The sequence below is a fragment of the Conexibacter arvalis genome (assembly GCF_014199525.1).
GTDB lineage: Bacteria > Actinomycetota > Thermoleophilia > Solirubrobacterales > Solirubrobacteraceae > Conexibacter > Conexibacter arvalis.
The window spans coordinates 196,394-212,933 of the sequence record NZ_JACHNU010000001.1; the positions used below are offsets into that span (position 1 = coordinate 196,394).

At 75.0% G+C, this 16,540-nt stretch carries 12 protein-coding genes; 6 read left to right on the forward strand and 6 right to left on the reverse strand.

Features of this window, described 5'->3' with window-relative positions; all coding sequences use genetic code 11:
- Positions 1-15: 15 nt before the first annotated feature.
- From BDZ31_RS00950 to BDZ31_RS00975, 6 genes are all read right to left on the reverse strand, one after another.
- A complete protein-coding gene (locus tag BDZ31_RS00950; protein ID WP_183338100.1) occupies positions 16-1,017 on the reverse strand; it encodes an ABC transporter permease in 1,002 nt (333 codons plus the stop codon).
- On the reverse strand, positions 1,014-2,588 hold the full coding sequence (locus BDZ31_RS00955; protein ID WP_183338102.1) for a sugar ABC transporter ATP-binding protein: 1,575 nt from the start codon (positions 2,586-2,588) through the stop codon (positions 1,014-1,016). Before BDZ31_RS00955 ends, BDZ31_RS00950 begins: the two co-directional genes overlap by 4 nt.
- On the reverse strand, positions 2,585-3,826 hold the full coding sequence (locus tag BDZ31_RS00960; RefSeq protein WP_183338104.1) for a sugar ABC transporter substrate-binding protein: 1,242 nt from the start codon (positions 3,824-3,826) through the stop codon (positions 2,585-2,587). The genes BDZ31_RS00955 and BDZ31_RS00960 overlap by 4 nt, the downstream gene beginning before the upstream one ends.
- Before the next feature lie 188 nt (positions 3,827-4,014).
- Complete coding sequence (locus BDZ31_RS00965; protein WP_183338106.1) at positions 4,015-5,241, reverse strand: helix-turn-helix domain-containing protein; 1,227 nt, start codon at positions 5,239-5,241, stop codon at positions 4,015-4,017.
- 81 nt (positions 5,242-5,322) lie between these two features.
- A complete protein-coding gene (locus BDZ31_RS00970) occupies positions 5,323-6,147 on the reverse strand; it encodes a crotonase/enoyl-CoA hydratase family protein (RefSeq protein ID WP_183338108.1) in 825 nt (274 codons plus the stop codon).
- A 97-nt stretch (positions 6,148-6,244) separates the two neighbouring features.
- Positions 6,245-7,414, reverse strand: a complete 1,170-nt coding sequence (locus BDZ31_RS00975; RefSeq protein WP_183338110.1) for a thiolase family protein — start codon at positions 7,412-7,414, stop codon at positions 6,245-6,247.
- Between the two features lie 261 nt (positions 7,415-7,675).
- On the opposite strand from BDZ31_RS00975, the gene BDZ31_RS00980 reads away from it, so the two are divergent.
- The 6 genes from BDZ31_RS00980 to BDZ31_RS01005 are packed head-to-tail and all read left to right on the forward strand — an operon-like array spanning position 7,676 to position 16,513.
- Positions 7,676-9,232, forward strand: a complete 1,557-nt coding sequence (locus BDZ31_RS00980; protein ID WP_183338112.1) for a class I adenylate-forming enzyme family protein — start codon at positions 7,676-7,678, stop codon at positions 9,230-9,232.
- Between the two features lie 4 nt (positions 9,233-9,236).
- Positions 9,237-11,096, forward strand: coding sequence for a hydantoinase/oxoprolinase family protein (locus tag BDZ31_RS00985; RefSeq protein WP_183338114.1), 1,860 nt, complete (start codon positions 9,237-9,239; stop codon positions 11,094-11,096).
- The gene (locus tag BDZ31_RS00990; RefSeq protein ID WP_183338116.1) at positions 11,093-11,461 is read left to right on the forward strand and encodes an acetone carboxylase subunit gamma; all 369 of its coding nucleotides are present in this window, start codon (positions 11,093-11,095) and stop codon (positions 11,459-11,461) included. Before BDZ31_RS00985 ends, BDZ31_RS00990 begins: the two co-directional genes overlap by 4 nt.
- Positions 11,458-13,590: a hydantoinase/oxoprolinase family protein gene (locus BDZ31_RS00995; RefSeq protein ID WP_183338118.1), complete on the forward strand. Its 2,133-nt coding sequence runs from the start codon at positions 11,458-11,460 to the stop codon at positions 13,588-13,590. Before BDZ31_RS00990 ends, BDZ31_RS00995 begins: the two co-directional genes overlap by 4 nt.
- Positions 13,587-15,725, forward strand: coding sequence for a hydantoinase B/oxoprolinase family protein (locus tag BDZ31_RS01000; protein WP_183338120.1), 2,139 nt, complete (start codon positions 13,587-13,589; stop codon positions 15,723-15,725). The genes BDZ31_RS00995 and BDZ31_RS01000 overlap by 4 nt, the downstream gene beginning before the upstream one ends.
- Positions 15,722-16,513, forward strand: a complete 792-nt coding sequence (locus BDZ31_RS01005; RefSeq protein ID WP_183338122.1) for a hypothetical protein — start codon at positions 15,722-15,724, stop codon at positions 16,511-16,513. The genes BDZ31_RS01000 and BDZ31_RS01005 overlap by 4 nt, the downstream gene beginning before the upstream one ends.
- The last annotated feature ends 27 nt before the right edge of the window (positions 16,514-16,540 follow it).

Below are 16,540 nucleotides of genomic sequence, written 5' to 3' on the forward strand. Positions count from 1 at the left end.
CCGCCGCCGGCGGCGTCAGCCGGAGCGGCGCTGGGCGAGCATCGTCGAGGCCGCGACCGCGACGACGACGGCGGCGCCGGTGAAGACCGGGTCGACCCAGTCGGCCGCGCCCGCGAGCGTCAGGCCGTTGATGCTGACCGCGACGAAGAAGACGCCGACGATCGTGCCCGGAACGTTGAACCGCCCCGGCTTGATCGTCGTCGCGCCGAGGAAGACGGCGGTCAGCGCCCCGACCGTCAGGCCGAGCCCGTCGCCCGGGGTGGCGGCCCCGGTGCGCGCCAGCAGCAGCACGCCGGCGACGCCGTAGAAGAGGCCGGCGAGCACGAACGAGAGCAGGATCAGCCGCCGCGTGCGGACGCCGACCAGCCGCGCGGCCTCCGCGTTGGAGCCGATCATCAGCAGCGAGCGGCCGGTGACCGTGTAGCGGATCACGAACCCGACGACGAGCACGACCACGAGGAGCAGCCAGACCGGGCGCGGCACGCCGAGCCAGGTGAGCGAGCCGAAGTCGGTCAGCGCCGCGGGCATCCCGATGATGCTGCGGCTGCCGCTGTAGAGCAGCACGACGCCGCCGATCAGGGTCGCCATGCCGAGCGAGATCACGATCGCCGGCGCTCTCAGGTAGGCGACGACGCTGCCGCTGATCAGCCCCACGCCGGCGCAGGCGACGACCGCGATCGGCACCGCCGCCACCAGCGGCACGCCGGTCTCGGTGACGATCGCCGCGACGATCATCGAGGAGAGCATCGCGATCGCGCCGATCGTCAGGTCGAACTGGCCGGCGACGAACGGCAGCAGCGCGCCGAGCGCGGCGATCGCGACGACCGCCTCGTTCGCGAACAGCGTCCGCAGGTTGTCGGTCGTCAGGAAGCTGTCGGAGGTCGTCGGCCACAGCGAGAAGAACGCGATCAGCGCCAGCAGCGCCCAGACGAGCCCGAACCGCTCGACGATCGGTCCCACGGCGCGCCTGCGCGACCGCGTCCGGCTGGGTGCGTCGACGACAGCGTCGGTGCTCATGCGTTCCTCTCTTCGGCGAGCGACTCGCCGTACACGTTGCTCAACAACCACTCGTGCGACAGCTCGCCGGCCGTCGCCTGCGCCCCGATGCGCCCGCGCTCGAGCACGACGACGCGATCGCACAGCTCCAGCAGCTCGTCGGCGTCGGCGCTGGCGACGAGCACCGCCATGCCGCGCTCGGCGGCGGCGCGGATCAGCGCGTAGATGTCGGCGCGGGCGCCGACGTCGACGCCCTGCGTCGGCTCGTCCAGCAGCAGCAGCCGCGTCCCGGCCGTCAGCCAGCGCGCGATCACGATCTTCTGCTGGTTGCCGCCGGACAGCCGCGACAGCTCCGCCTCGGGACCGGGGCAGCGGACGCCGAAGTCGCGGATCGCGGCGGCGGTCGCGTCGTCCTCGCGGCCCCGCCGCAGCCACAGGCGGCGGTAGGCCGGCAGCTGGCTGGCGAGCAGGTTCTCGCGCACGCCGAGCTCCAGGAACGCGCCCTGGCCGGCGCGGTCCTCGGGCACGAAGCCGACGCCCGCGCCGACGGCGTCGGCGGTGTCGCCGCGGCGCAGCGCGCGGCCGCCGACGCGCACCGTGCCGCGTTCGCGCCGCTCGGCGCCGAACAGCGCCCGCAGCAGCGTCGAGCGGCCGGCGCCGACGAGCCCGGCGAGGCCGACGACCTCGCCGGCGCGCACGTCGAGGTCGCAGCCGGCGACGACCCCGCAGTCGAGGCCGCGGACCTCGAGCACGGCCGGCCGCGCGCCGTCCTCCTCCGCCGCCGCGCGACGCGCCGGCGGCGCGGCGGCGACCTCGCGGCCGGCGACCAGCCGCGCCAGCTCGCGCGGCGTCAGCGACGCCGCAGAGCGCCGGGCGGCGACCTCGCCGTCGCGCAGCACGGTCACCTCCGAGGCGAAGGCGAGCACCTCGTCGAGCCGGTGCGAGACGTAGACGATCGACTGGCCGCGCGCCGCGTAGCCGCGCAGCGCCTCCAGCAGCCGCTCGACCTCGGCCGTCGCCAGCCGCGCGGTCGGCTCGTCGAGGATCAACGCGCCGGCATGCAGATCCTCGCGCCCCCGCAGCGCGCGGGCGACGGCGATCAGCGTCCGCGTCGACGCGCGCAGGTCGGCGACCGTGCGGCTGGCCTGCACGCCGACGTCGAGCTCGTCGAGCACGCGGTCGGCCGCGCCGTACAGCGCGGCCCAGTCGATGCGGCCGCCGCGGCGCGGATACGGCAGCCCCGAGAAGAGGTTCTCGGCGACCGTCAGGTCCTCGAACAGACCGAGGTCCTGATGGACGAAGCCGAGGCCGGCGCCGTGTGCCCACTCTGGCGTCACCTCGGCGGCGGCGACGCGCCGGCCGTTGACCTCGACCTCGCCGGCGTCCGGACGGCAGACGCCGGCGAGGATCTTGATCAGCGTCGACTTGCCCGAACCGTTGCCGCCGACGAGCGCGTGGATCTGCCCGCGCTCGACGGCGAACGACGCGTCGTGCAGCGCGCGGGTGCCGCCGAAGGCCTTCGAGAGCCCGTCGACGCGAAGCCCGACGGTGCTCGCGCCGACCTGCTCGGCGCCCTCGGCGGACACGCTCATCCGCGCTCCCCCGCCCAGATCGCGCGGTAGTTGTCGGCGTAGCCGGCGGAGCGCTCGTTGCCGTCGTAGGGGTTGGCCGGGGCCGGGTGCTCGGCGTCTATCAGCTGGAAGCCGATGCCCGCGTCGACCTGCTCCTCGCCGGCGAACAGCCGGTTGAGCCCGTCGGCCGCCGCCCAGGCGCGCCACTCGCCCGGCACGCCGACGGCGAAGTTCTGCGGGCCGCCGGACGCGATCATCTCGAGGTTGGTCGAGAAGCCCTCCCAGCCGGTCAGCATCAGGTCCTTGCCCTCAGCGTTGGCCTGCGCGACCGCGGCGCCGGCGCCGAGCGTGATCGGCCCGTCGATCGGCGAGACGACGACCTTCGCGTCCGGGTTGCGGCCGATCGCCGAGAGGACCTTCGCCTGGAGCCGGTTCTGGGCCAGGTCGGCGGCGGTGAACGGCGCCTTGCGGATCGTGCAGCCGGGGCAGCGCTCGGTCAGCTCCTTCGCGATCGCGGCGACCATCTCCCGGACCATCCCGCCGTCGTCCCAGTCGAGCAGGATCACGTCGCCCTCGCCGCCGGTCTTCACGGTCACGTAGCTGGCGAGCGAGCCGGCCAGCTCGTCGCGGACGTAGTCGACGTACGGCGCGACGCCTCTCCCGTACCGCAGCTGCGCGTCGAACATCGCCTCGCCGCCGTTCTCGTCGCAGTCGAGCGCGCTCAGCCCGTAGACGAGGATCCCGCGTCGCTTCGCCTCCTGCAGCGAGCCGGGCGCCCAGTCGCACGAGACCGAGCCGACGAGCACGATCGCGTCGGCCTTCGCCGAGATCGCCGAGCGGATGTGCCGGTTGGCCTCCGCGGGGTCGAGCTTGGCGTCGGCGACCGTCGTTCTCCAGCCCAGCTCGCGACCGGCCTCGGCGAACGCGTCCGACGGCGCCTGGCAGCCCTCGGCCGCCTGCGAGCAGCTGATCACCCAGACGTTCTTGCCCCTGACGGCGGCGGGGCCGCTTCTCGGCAGGTCGCGGTCGGTGCCGGCGTAGCCGGCGTCGACGACGGCTCTGGCGGCGGCGACCGCCGCGGAGGCGTCCCCGCCGCCCCGCGCCGTCGTCGTCTCCGATCTCTCCGAGCTGCCGCAGCCGGCCGCGACCAGGCCCAGCCCCAGCGCGCCGACGCACGCGACCGCGCGCGCCCAGCCGCCATGCTTTCGGCGGGCGGCGGCGATCCGCCGCCGCGCGTTGCCGAGCGTCGTCCTCTGCATGCTCTCTCCTCTCCGCCGGCGGTGCGCGCCGACCCTGCGAGCCGGGCCCGCTGTCAGACGCGCGTCGCGGCTCTCCTGGACCGTGACGTGCGCTGATTAGAGTCCGCCGCGGGCCTGCTGCCATTGGCCAGCCGCCCTGAGTTGGGCGCGCCGTCTGGACGCCCGCACAATCGGCCGGGCGCGCCCGCTCAGGAGGGTGGCGACAGCGCCCGGTCGCCGAGCGCCTGCGCGATCTTCAACGCCAGCTCGAGCTCGAGCCGCCGCTCGTCGATCGAGCGGCCGAGCAGGTCCTCGGCCGAGCGGATCCGGTACAGGACCGTGTTCTTGTGGACGTTCAGCCGCTCAGCGGCCGAGCGGGCGTTGGCGCCGTGCGCGAAGTAGACGGTCAGCGTCTCGCGCAGCCGCGCGGCGGCGGGGTCGTCCTCGGCGAGGCCGCCGAGCGTGCGCGCGACGAAGCGGCGCATCCGGCCGTGCTCCTCGGCGACGAGCGAGACGAGCTCGAGCTCGTCGTAGCGGAAGACCTTCGCGCCCGGGATGCCGGTGTTGGCGACATGATGGGCGTGGACGGCCTCCTGATGGCCGTTGCGGAAGCCGGGGAGGCCGCCGTCGACGGTGCCGAGCGCGACGTACTGGCGCTCGCGACAGCGGCGCCCGACGATCTCCGCCACCTCCTCCATCGGGAGCGGCCGCTCCAGCCCGATCCACGTCCAGAGCGTCGAGGAGCCGGCCGGCGCCGTCAACGCCCGGTGGGCGCCGAGGTCCCGCGCGATCGCGGTGGCGAGCGCTTCGAGCCCGGCCAACACGTCAGCGACGCTGCCGCCCTGCTCGGTGCTCCACAACACTGCCGGCACGAGCGGGCGGCGCAGCTCGAAGCCGAGCGTGCGCGACGCGGCGTCGACGTCGGCGCCGTCCCGGTCGTCGAGCACCGAGCGCACGATCTCGGCGCGGTGGGCGGAGGCGCTGTCGATCCAATGCCTGCGCTCGCGCTGGTAGTGCTCGATCACCTTGTCGACCGCGAGCTCCATGTAATCGAAGTAGCGCCGCGAGAAGTCCTCGTAGACGGCGAGCACGGTCGCCGGGTCCTCCACCCGCGCTCTGATCTCGCTCAACCAGCCGGTCAGCGACCAGCGCGGGCCGCGCATGTACGCGCGCGAGATCATCTCGGGGTCGCCGCCGCGCCGCAGGATCGTCGTCGCCATCTCGAACGCCTCCGGCGGCGGCTCGGCCGGCGCCCCGGGCCGGCCGTCGGCGAGGTGCTCCAGGTAGCAGCGGAGGTTGGCCCGCATGCTGCGGCGGCAGTCCTCGCGGATCGCCTCGTCGGCCCGCACGTCGGGCAGCGCGTCGATGCAGACGCGCAGGCCCTCCTCGGCGAGGCGATCGAGGTCGGAGAGCTTGCGCTCCGCGATCGCAGCCACGTGCGCGGAGACCTCCTCCGGCGACGGAAGCGACTCGCGCGCCTGTCCCGTTTCCACCGTGACCGTCCTCGCCATCGCCGCCTACCGGTTCCTCCACACGGGCTCGCGCCGCTCCGCGAACGCGGCGATCCCCTCGTGGAAGTCCTCGGAGGCGAAGACGGCGTCTCCCAGCTCCATCTGGCGGCGCCAGCCCTCTGCGTCGGTCCAGTCGCCGGAGCGGCGGATGACGCCCGTCGTCGCCCGCACCGCGACCGGCCCCGAGCGGCCGATCCGCTCGGCCAGCTCGATCGCCGCGGCGAGCGCCTGCCCGTCGTCGACGACGCGGTTGACGAGCCCCAGCTCGGCGTACCGCTGCGCCGGCCACAGCTCGCCGGTCAGGCACGCCTCCATCGCGAGGTGGTACGGGATCCGACGCGGCAGCCGGAACAGCCCGCCGCCGGCGGCGAACAGCCCGCGGGCCGCCTCCGGCATGCCGAAGCGGGCGCCGCGCGCGGCGACGACGAGGTCGCACGAGAGGCAGACCTCCATGCCGCCGCCGACGGCGTAGCCCTCGACCGCTGCGATCAGCGGCTTCGCGGGCGGGACCTCCATCACGCCGAAGCCGCCGCGCGCCTCGTCGCGCGCGATCCCCTCGGCGACGATCGCGGTGAGGTCCTGGCCGGCCGAGAAGCAGCCGCCGGCGCCCGTCAGGACGGCGGCGCGCAGCGTGTCGTCGGTCTCGTAGCGGTCGAGCGCGCGCGCGAGCGCGACGGCCGTCGCGCGGTCGAACGCGTTCTTGCGGCTCGGCCGGTCGATCGTCAGCACGAGCACGTGCTCGCCCGCGCGCCGCTCGCCGATCGGCGGGCTCCCGGCGCCGCCCGAAGCGGCGGCAGCCGCTCGCGCCTCGCCGTCGTCACGTCCAACCATCACACCACCACTTTCTCCCGCGACGCGGGAAGCCGGAGACGAAACCATGGATCGCGCAGCCGGTCAAGCGAGCGCGCCGAACCGTGCGCGGCACCGCTCAGCGCGCCAGGATCGAGATCGACACCGCGGCCAGCCCCGCTCCGAGCCACCCGCCTCCGTTCTCCGCGAGGGCGACGCGCGCGCCCTCGACCTGCCGCGCGCCCGCGCCGCCGCGCAGCTGGGTCACCAGCTCGACGATCTGCGAGCAGCCGGTCGCGCCGATCGGATGGCCCTTGGAGATCAGCCCGCCGCTCGGGTTCAGCGGGAGCCGCCCGCCGAGCGACGACGCTCCCGAGCGCAGCAGCCCCACGCCGCCGCCGCCGGCCTCCACGAGGCCGAGCTCCTCGGGCACGGTCAGCTCCGCGGGCGCGGCCGCGTCGTGCAGCTCGACGAGGTCGATCGCGTCCGGCCCGACGCCGGCCTCCCGGTAGGCGGCCTGGGCCGCCGTCGCGATCGGGCTCGGCTCGGCCCGCCCAGTGCCGGAGCGCAGCACGCTGGAGAGGACCCGCACCGGGTCGGCGTCCATCCGCTCCAGCCCGCGCGCGGAGGCGAGCAGGACCGCCGCGGCGCCGTCGCCGATCGGCGAGCACATCAGCAGCGTCAGCGGGTCGGAGACCGTGCGCGACGCGAGCACCTCGTCGACGGTGACCTCGTCGCGGAACTGCGCGACCGGATTGTGCGCCGCGTTGCGATGCGACTTGACCGCGACCGCCGCGAGGTCCGCCGCCGTCGCGCCCTGGCGCGCCATCGCCTCGCGCGCCATCCGCGCGTAGATGTCCATGAACATCGAGCGCTGCGGCGCCCCGTCGCTCGGCGGCAGCTCCTCCTGGTCGACCGCGCCGCCGAAGGCCGAGAAGCTGACGGCCTTGTCCTCGTGCGACAGTCTCTCGGCGCCGATCGCCAGCACGACGTCGGCCGCGCCCGAGGCGATCGCCGAGACGCCGAGGCCGAAGGCCGTCGCGCCCGACGCGCACGCGTTCTCGACGTTGACGATCTGGGTGCCGAGCAGGCCGGTGCGGCGCAGCGCGACCTGCCCGCGGATCATCTCCTGACCGGTCACCAGGCCGGCCGCCGCGTTGGCGAAGAAGATCGAGTCGATCGCGTCGGGCTCGGCTCCCGCGTCGGCGAGCACGCCCGCGACGGCCTCCTCGGCCAGGTCGCGCAGCGTGCGGTCGTGGAACTTGCCGAAGGGGGTGTTGGCGACCCCCGCTGCAAAGACCTCGCGCATGTCGGCTTCTCTCCGTCGTCGTGGGGTGAGGCGCACGACCGCGGCCGGCGCACGACGAGCGTAGGCGGGGCCGTCGCCGCCGCCTTCTACGTCGATGCCAACGCGCCGGCGCGCGTTCGCATCGACGCCGAAGCCGCCGCCGCGACCCGCCCGTAGCCTCGCCGAGCGCGCCCACCGCCGACGCCCGGCGCGGAACGGCGGAGCGCAGAGAGACCGGCCCGCGCGGCACGCCCGCGGCGGGCGCCAGTGAGAGGGAGGGCAATGACCAGTCGCTTGGATCCGGCTGCACTGTCGAGGACGGGCGCCGAGCAGCACGGCGATCGGACCGCGCTGATCTGCGGGTCCTTCACGCAGACCTACGCCGAGCTGCACGAGCGCGGGCGGCGGCTCGTCGCCGTGCTGCGCGGGCTGGGCGTCGAGCGCGGCGAGCGCGTCGCGGTGCTCGCCGACAACTCGCCGGAGGCGCTGGAGATCATCTCCGGCCTGGCGACCGGCGGCTTCGTGCGCGCGACGCTCTATGCCCACAACAGCCCGGGCTCCAACCTCTACCTGCTGCAGCTCGTCGACGCCGCGGTGCTGCTCGTCCAGCGCCGCCACCACGACGCGATCCGCCACCTGCTGCCGCAGGCGCCGGCGCTGCGCCACGTGATCGTCTTCGACGGCGAGACGCCGGCCGGCGCGCTCCCGTACGACCGGCTGCTGGCGGCGGCCGACCCCGCTCCGGAGGAGCCGCTGCCCGCGCTCGACGAGCTGCAGCTGATCCGCTTCTCGGCCGGCACGACCGGCAAGCCGAAGGCGATCGTCCACCTCGTCCACCAGCGGTCGGCGATCGCCCTGCAGATGTCGCGCCTGCTCGGGCCGCTCGACCCGAGCGACCGCTACGTCGCGGCGGCGCCGCTGTCGCACGCGACGTCGCTGCCGGTGTGGCCGATCATGGCGGCCGGCGGCGCGGTCGTGCTGCTGCGCCGCTTCGACGCCGGTGACCTGCTCGCGGCGATCGGGCGCGAGCGCGCGTCGATCACCTTCGGCGTGCCGACGATGGTCGACGCGGTCGCCCGCCACCCAGACGCGGCGACGACCGACCTCGGCAGCCTGCGCGCCTTCGTCTACGGCGGCGCGCCGATGACGCCGGCGGTGCTGACGCGAGGCCGCGCGGTCTTCGGCGACGTCTTCATGCAGCTGTACGGGCAGAGCGAGGCCGGCGTCCCGCTCACCGTCCTGCGCCCGGAGGAGCACGTCGGCGCCGACGCCGCGCGGCTGCGCTCGGTCGGGCGTGCGATGCAGGACACGACGATCACGATCGTCGACGACGACCTGCGCCCGCTGCCGCCCGGCACGGTCGGCGAGGTCGCCGCGAGGTCGCCCGGGGCGATGGAGGGCTTCTGGGGCGATCCCGACGCGACCGCGCAGCGCAAGCTGCCCGACGGCACCGTGCTGACGCACGACATGGGCTACCTCGACGAGGACGGCTTCCTCTACCTGACCGACCGCAAGGAGGAGATGATCATCTCGGGCGGCTTCAACATCTGGCCGGCGGAGCTGGAGGCGGCGCTCGCCGACCATCCCGCCGTCCGCGAGGTCTCGGTCTTCGGGATCCCGCACGAGCGGTGGGGCGAGACGCCGATGGCGGTCGTCGTGCTCGAGCCCGGCGCGGAGGCGACCGAGGAGGAGCTCGTCACGTGGTCGCGAGAGCAGCTCGGCGCGGTCAAGCGGGTCACGGCCGTCGCCTTCGCCGACGACCTGCCGCGGACTCCGATCGGCAAGGTGCTGCGGCGCAAGGCCCGCGAGCTGCACGGCCCCTCGGCGGCGAAGGGCTGAGGCGATGGCGACCACGATCGACATCGACACCGGCGGCACCTTCACCGACGGGTTCGTCGTCCGCGACGGCGTCCCGCACACCGTCAAGGTGCTGACGACGCCGCACGACTTCGCGGTCTGCTTCCGCGAGGTGATCGCGGCCGCGGCCGACGCCGTCGACCTCTCCGTCCCCGAGCTGCTGCGCGAGACCCGCTGCGTCCGCTACGCGACGACCGTCGGCACCAACGCGCTGATCCAGCGCCGCGGCCCGCGGCTCGGCGCCGTGCTCGACACCGGCGCGGGCGCCGGCGACCCGGCCCGCTGGGGTGCCGGGGTGCTCGTCGACGCGGCGATGGTCGCGCCCGCGCCCGACGGCGAGGTCGCGCGCGACGGCGACGCGGCCGAGCAGATCGTCGGCGCGGCGCGCAGGCTGCTCGCCGAGGGCGCCCGCAGCCTCGTCGTCTCGCTCGACGGCGAGCGCTCGCAGGCCGTCGAGGCGCGCGTGCGCGAGCTGTTCGAGGAGGCCTTCCCGCGCCACTGCCTCGACACCGTCCCGCTCCTGCTCGGCAGCGAGCTGACCGACGACCCCGACCCGGCCCGCCGCGCGGCGACGGCGCTCTTCAACGCCTACGTCCACCCAGACGTCGCCGACTACCTCTACCGCGCCGAGGACTTCCTGCGCGACAACGGCTACGACCGGCCGCTGCTGATCGTCCACAACTCCGGCGGCGTCTCGCGCGTCGCGCGCACCGTCGCCGCCCGCACCTTCAACTCCGGCCCGATGGCCGGGCTGCTCGGAGCGCGGGCGCTGGCGCGCGCGCTCGACCTCGGCGACCTCGTCACGCTCGACATGGGCGGGACGAGCATCGACGTCGCGTTCGTCGGCCCGGAGCGGCTGCCGATGCGCGAGCACGGGCTCGTCGACGAGACCGTCGAGATCTCGCTGCCGCTGCCGGAGATCCTCGGCCTCGGCGCCGGCGGCGGGTCGATCGCCTGGCTCGACGACGGCGAGCTGCGCGTCGGCCCGCGCAGCGCCGGCGCCAAGCCCGGCCCCGCCTGCTTCGGCCTCGGCGGGACCGAGCCGACGCTGACCGACGCCGACGTCGTGCTCGGCGTCCTGCGGCCGGAGCGGTTCATGGGCGGCGGGATGGCGATCGACGTCGACGCGGCCGCGCGCGCCGTCGCGACGATCGCCGAGCCGCTCGGCATCGGCGTCGAGCAGGCCGCCAGCCGCATCCGCGCGACCGTCCACCGCGACGTCGCCGAGCGGCTCGCGGCCGAGCTGCGCGCGCGCGACCTCGAGCCGGGCGCCGTGACGGCGCTCGCGTTCGGCGGCAACGGCGCGACGCACGGCGCCGAGATCGCCGACCTCGCCGGCCTGGAGCGGATGGTCGTCGTCCCCTTCTCGCCCGTCTTCAGCGCCTTCGGCGCCTCGACCGCCGACGTCGCCCACCGCCACGAGGCGCGGGCCGACGGCGGCGCCGGCGCAGAGGAGCTGCGCAGCCGCGCGCTGCGCGACATGCGCGGCGAGGGCTACGCGCCGGACGAGGTGCGGGTCGAGGTCGCGGAGGTCGAGCGCGACGGCGTCGCATGGACGGTCGTCGAGGCGACGGCGGCGCTCGGCGGCGGCGTGCCCGACCGCGGGCTCCCCACCGCCGCGCACGAGCCGCCGCCGGCGGCGACGCGCGAGGTGCGCTGGAGCGAGGCCGAAGCCGTCGCGACGGCCGTGCTCGACCGCGAGCGCGCCGCGGCGGAGGGCGTCGTCGCCGGCCCGGCGCTCGTCGACGCACCGATGACGACGTGCGTCGTGCCGGCCGGCTGGCAGATGGAGACCGACGAGCGGGGAGTCCAGCGGCTCTCCCGGACCCGCGGGAGCGGACGATGAACGGCGAGCAGCGCATCGCGATCACCGAGTACCTCGACGTCGACCTCGCGTCGGAGCAGTGGACCTGCCGCCGCTGCGACGCGGCGCTCGGCGACGCGGCCGACGACTACAAGCGGCACCTGCTGATCCACGACCGCGACCCGCGCGAGGTCCACCCGGCGCGGTTCGCGACCGAGCACTCCTACGCGCCCGACCCGGCGTGGTGCCGGATCGTCGAGTTCTACTGCCCGTCGTGCGGGACGCAGGTCGAGACCGAGTACCTGCCGCCCGGCCATCCGCTCACGCGCGACATCGAGATCGACCTCGCGTCGCTGCGGCGGATCGCCGCCGAGCGCGCCGGCGAGCGGGCGGAGGAGGCCCGATGACCGAGATCAACGTCGACATCGGCGGCACCTTCACCGACTGCGTCGCGACGCGCGCCGACGGCACCGTCGCGACCGCGAAGGCGCTGACGACCCACCACGACCTCTCCGCCGGCTTCCTGCGGGCCGTCGGCGAGCTCGCCGGCGCCTTCGGCGTCGCGACCGACGAGCTGCTCGCCGAGACGGAGGCGATCCGCTACGCCACGACGCTCGGCACCAACGCGCTGATCGAGCGCAACGGGCCGCGTCTGGGCCTGCTGACGACGATGGGCCACGAGGACACCGTCCCGATCGGGCGCTGCCGCCAGTGGGGCGACGGGCTGGCGGCGAGCGAGACGCGCGACCTCGCGCGGGCCGAGCGCCCGGTCCCGCTGATCGACCCGGAGCGGATCGTCACGCTCGTCGAGCGGGTCGACTACGACGGCAGGGTCCTGATCCCGCTCGACGAGGAAGAGGTCCGCGACCGCCTCCAGCAGCTCGTCGGGCAGGGCGTGCGCGGCTTCGTCGTCGGCCTGATGAACGCCCACGCCAACCCCGACCACGAGCTGGCGGTGCGGCGCGTGATCGAGCAGGAGTACCCGAGCCAGTTCCTCGGCCGCTTCCCCGTGATCTGCTCGCACGAGGTCTCGCGCCGCTCCGGCGAGTACGTGCGCCAGATGACGGCGATCATCGACGCCTACCTGCACCGCTTCACCGCCGACCGGCTCTCCGACCTGCGCGACCGGCTGCGCGACCGCGGCTACGGCGGCCAGCTGCTGCTCGTCCACAACTCAGGCGGGATGGGCAGCCTCGCGCGCACGACCCCGGTGCAGACGGTCCACGCCGGCCCGGTCTCGGGCCTGTACGGGTCGCGCCGCGTCGCCGAGGCGCACGGCTACGACAGCGTCGTCACGACCGACATGGGCGGCACGTCGTTCGACGTCGGCGTCGTCGTCAGGGGCTCGGTGCGCTTCTACGACTTCAACCCCGTGATCGACCGCTGGCGCGTGCAGGTGCCGATGATGGACATCAAGGCGATCGGCGCCGGCGGCGGCTCGATCGCGCGCGTCGACCCGATCGCCGGCGTCGCCGTCGGCCCGGCGTCGGCCGGCTCGAACCCCGGCCCGGCCTGCTTCGGCCAGGGCGGCTCGGAGCCGACGGTGACCGACGCCAACCTCGTGCTCGGCTACCTCGACCCCGACAACTACCACGACGGGGCGATCAAGCTCGACCGCCGCCGCGCCGAGCGCGCGATCGAGCGCCGGATCGCGAGGCCGCTCGGGATCGACGTGATCGAGGCCGCCCGCCGCATCCGCCGCGTCGTCGACGAGCGCATGGGCGCGGAGATGTTCCGCGAGATCACCGTCAAGGGCTATGACCCGCGCGACTTCGCCGTCTTCTCGTTCGGCGGCGGCGGTCCGCTGCACGCGTGCGGGTACGCGGCCGCGCTCGACGCGCCGAAGGTCGTCGTCCCGCCGCACAGCTCCGTCTTCTCGGCCTCCGGCGCGGCGGGGCTGGAGCTGCTGCACATCTACGAGCGGTCGACCTGGATGATGCTGTTCGACCCGCTCACCAAGCGGCGTCTCACCGACTTCGCGCGCTTCAACGCGATCGTCGAGGAGTGCCGTGCGCAGGCGGTCGCCGACTTCGCCGCCGACGGCTACGGCCCCGACGACTTCGAGGTCACGCTCGAGCTCGACTGCCGCTCGTCGGGGCAGCTGTTCGTCACGACCTTCGCCAGCCCGGTCGAGCGGATCGAGAGCGACGCCGACCTGATCGCGGTGATCGAAGCGTACTTCGCCGAGTTCCGCGACCGCTTCGGCGACCTCGCGCTGACGAAGGAGGTCGGCGTCTCGATCGACGTCGTGCGCCTGCGGGCGCGCGTCCCGCGCGAGCCGCTGCGCAGAGCGGCGCGGCCGTCGCGGGAGGGCGGGATCGAGGCGGCCCGGACCGGCGAGCGCGACTGCTGGTGGACCGCCGGCGGTCTCGCCCGCACGCCGGTCTACGCCTACCGGCGGCTCGCCGACGGCGCCGCGATCTCCGGCCCGGCGGTGATCGAGGCGCCTGACACGACGATCCTCGTCGACCCCGGCTGGCACGGCCGGATGGACGAGCACGGCTTCTTCACGATGACGCGGGAGGACGCGGCATGAGCGCGGCGACGACGGACTACTTCGAGCAGCTGCTGTCGGGCCGGCCGGTCCTGTACGGGCCGGACCGCGAAATCATGGAAGAGCACCGGATCCCGCCGCGGACCGCGCGCGAGGAGGAGGCGCTCGCCGCGATCGCCGACCCGGCCGACGTGACGGTCGCGCACGCGCGGCTGGAGGCGGTGCTGGAGTCGGCGATGGAGGTGCTGCAGCAGATCTGCGTCGCGCCCGGCGCGAAGTGGGGCGACCTGACGGTCGGCATCTACTCGCGCGCCGGCGACCTCGCGCTCGCGAGCACGCGCGGCGTGAACATGTTCTCGGCGGCCGTCTCGCCGGTGCCGAAGTTCATCGGCAAGCACTGGGCCGACGAGCCGACCGTCGGCGTCCGGCCGGGCGACGTCTTCTTCCACAACGACTCGACCTACGGCGGCACGCACAACCCCGACCACACCGTGCTCATCCCGCTCTTCTGGGAGGACGAGCACGTCGCCTGGATCGGGACGGTGATGCACGAGGGCGACAACGGCGCGCTCGACCCCGGCGGCTTCGCGCCGTCGGCGACGACGCGCTTCGGCGAGGGCCTGCGGATCGCGCCGATGAAGATCGGCGAGAACCACGTGCTGCGGCGCGACGTGCTCAACATGTTCCAGAACCAGGTGCGCGACCCGCTCGCCTGGCTCGTCGACACGCGCGCCAAGCACTCCGCCGTGCGCGACGTCGAGCAGCGGCTGCACGACCTGATGCGCGAGCACTCGCCCGAGCTGCTGATCGCGACGCTGCGGCATCTGCTGGAGAGCACCGAGGCCGAGGTCGCCAAGCGAGTCGCGGCGTGGCCCGACGGCCGCTTCCGCTCCGTCTGCTTCGGCGACACGACGCTCCACGAGGAGCGGCTGTTCAAGCTCGCGGTCGAGATCGAGAAGCGCGGCAGCAGGCTGACCGTGCGCACGCACGGCTCGGCGCCGCAGATCGATCGCGCGATCAACGCGCAGGCGCATTACGTGCGCTCGATCGTCGGCAACGAGTTCATGGCGTTCCTGTTTGCCGACCTGCCGCGCAACGCCGGCTTCGTCTCGGCGCTCGAGTTCGACTTCGAGCCCGGCTCGATGCTCGCCGCCGACGACGACCAGCCGACATCGCTGTCGATGCTCAGCTCGTTCGCGATGAACACGGCGCTGCACGTCGCGCTGACGAAGGCGCTGTTCGCGAACCCCGGCCAGACCGTCCCGATCGCGCCCTGGTACGCGATGATCCCGACGCTGCGGATGGCCGGCCTCAACCAGCACGGCCAGCTGCTGGCGCGCAGCGCCGTCGAGATGAACGCCGCCGGCGGCGGCGCCCGCCACGACCGCGACGGCGAGCACGCCTGCGCGCCGTTCTTCGCGACGCTCGCCGACTGGGGCGAGATGGAGGAGCGCGAGGCGGAGTTCCCGGTCGTCGGCCTGTGGCGGCGGATCCCGGAGGACAACCACGGCTTCGGCCGCCACCGCGGCGGCGCGTCGGTCGAGTGGGCTTACATGCTCTACGGCAGCAGAAGGTTCGTCTTCGCCGAGACGAGCACGGGCGGGCGCTTCCCGGTCACCGGCGGCCTGTTCGGCGGCTACGGCGGGCCGTGCACGCCGCTGACGCGCGTGCGGCCGCGCAACGGATTCGAGGACGTGCGGGCGTGGCTGGCCGCCGGCGCCGAGGGCCTCTCCTACGACGCCGCGAAGGTCGTCGAGCGCCGCCCGATCGACGCCGACTACACCGTCAGCAGACCGGACGTGATCCCGGCGCCGGTCGTCGAGGGCGAGTTCTGGATCCAGCGGATGGGCGGCGGCGGGGGCTACGGCGACCCGCTCGAGCGCGAGCCCGAGGAGGTCGCCGTCGACCTGCGCCGCGGGCTGATCAGCCCCGAGGTCGCCAGCTCGGTCTACAAGCTCGTCTGGAACGGCGACCGCTGCACGCCCGACCTCGACGCGACCGCCGCCGCGCGCGACGCCGAGCGCCGCGCACGGCTGGAGCGCGGGCTTCCGTACGACGCATTCGTCGCCGCCTGGCGGCGCGACGCCCCGCCCGCGGAGGTGCCGTACCTTGGCTCGTGGGAGTGGGAGGCGCCGGCGGAGTGGGCGTCGGAGTCCGAGTCGGAGGAGGCGGCGTGAGCGCCGCCTTCGCGCCGCTCCTGGATCGGCTGGCGCGGCGCCTGTCGCCGGATGCGCCGGCGGTCGCCGACGCCCCGGAGCGGTGGGCGTACGCGCTGCGCGACGCGGTCGACGCGGTCGCGCCCGACTGGATCGTCACCCATCGCGACGACGCGCTCGAGGCCGGCGCGATCGCCGCGCAGCTCGCGGCGGGGGCCGACCCGATGGACCTCGACCCCGCGGCCGTCCCCGCGGTCGCGGCGACGCTCGACTGCGCGGGCACGCTCGCGTCGCTCTACCCCGACCGCGTCGTCGCCGCGTCGCTGACCGGCCCGGTGCGGCTGCGCGACGCGGTCGCGGAGGCGCTCGGCGACGACGGCGCGGCGCTCGACCGCGACGACCTGCTCGCCGACTGCGGCGACGCGCTGGCGCGGCTGGCGGCCGCGTACGCGGAGCGCGGCGTCACGCGGATCGTCGTCTGGGAGGGCGAGCCGTCGCCCGCGGCGGCGCCCGCCCCCGCGGCGGCCCACGAGCCGCTGCTGCGCCGCCTGGAGCTGCTGGGCGTCGAAGCGGTGCTGTGCGGCGGCAGCGACCTCGCGCCGGCCCGCTATGCCGGCCACGCGTGCGCGGGCGGCGGCAGCGGCGCGGCGCTGCTGGACCCGTGCGCCTTCGAGCCGGCGCGCGCTGCCCGCGCAGGCGACGCGCTCGCCGCGGCCGCGTCCGCCGCCGGTCCCGCCGGCGTCGTGCTCTCCGACGGGCCGCTCAGCCCCGACACCGACCTCGCCGCGCTGCGGGCCGCGCGCGCCTGACGCAGCCGGCGCGCCGCGGGCCCGCGC

Coding starts and splice junctions, on each gene's coding strand:
- BDZ31_RS00985 (WP_183338114.1), top strand. CDS start 9,237: ATGGCGACCACGATCGACATCGACACCGGCGGCACCTTCACCGACGGG.
- BDZ31_RS00960 (WP_183338104.1), bottom strand. CDS start 3,826: ATGCAGAGGACGACGCTCGGCAACGCGCGGCGGCGGATCGCCGCCGCC.
- BDZ31_RS00980 (WP_183338112.1), top strand. CDS start 7,676: ATGACCAGTCGCTTGGATCCGGCTGCACTGTCGAGGACGGGCGCCGAG.
- BDZ31_RS00950 (WP_183338100.1), bottom strand. CDS start 1,017: ATGAGCACCGACGCTGTCGTCGACGCACCCAGCCGGACGCGGTCGCGC.
- BDZ31_RS00970 (WP_183338108.1), bottom strand. CDS start 6,147: ATGGTTGGACGTGACGACGGCGAGGCGCGAGCGGCTGCCGCCGCTTCG.
- BDZ31_RS00990 (WP_183338116.1), top strand. CDS start 11,093: ATGAACGGCGAGCAGCGCATCGCGATCACCGAGTACCTCGACGTCGAC.
- BDZ31_RS01000 (WP_183338120.1), top strand. CDS start 13,587: ATGAGCGCGGCGACGACGGACTACTTCGAGCAGCTGCTGTCGGGCCGG.
- BDZ31_RS00995 (WP_183338118.1), top strand. CDS start 11,458: ATGACCGAGATCAACGTCGACATCGGCGGCACCTTCACCGACTGCGTC.
- BDZ31_RS00975 (WP_183338110.1), bottom strand. CDS start 7,414: ATGCGCGAGGTCTTTGCAGCGGGGGTCGCCAACACCCCCTTCGGCAAG.
- BDZ31_RS00955 (WP_183338102.1), bottom strand. CDS start 2,588: ATGAGCGTGTCCGCCGAGGGCGCCGAGCAGGTCGGCGCGAGCACCGTC.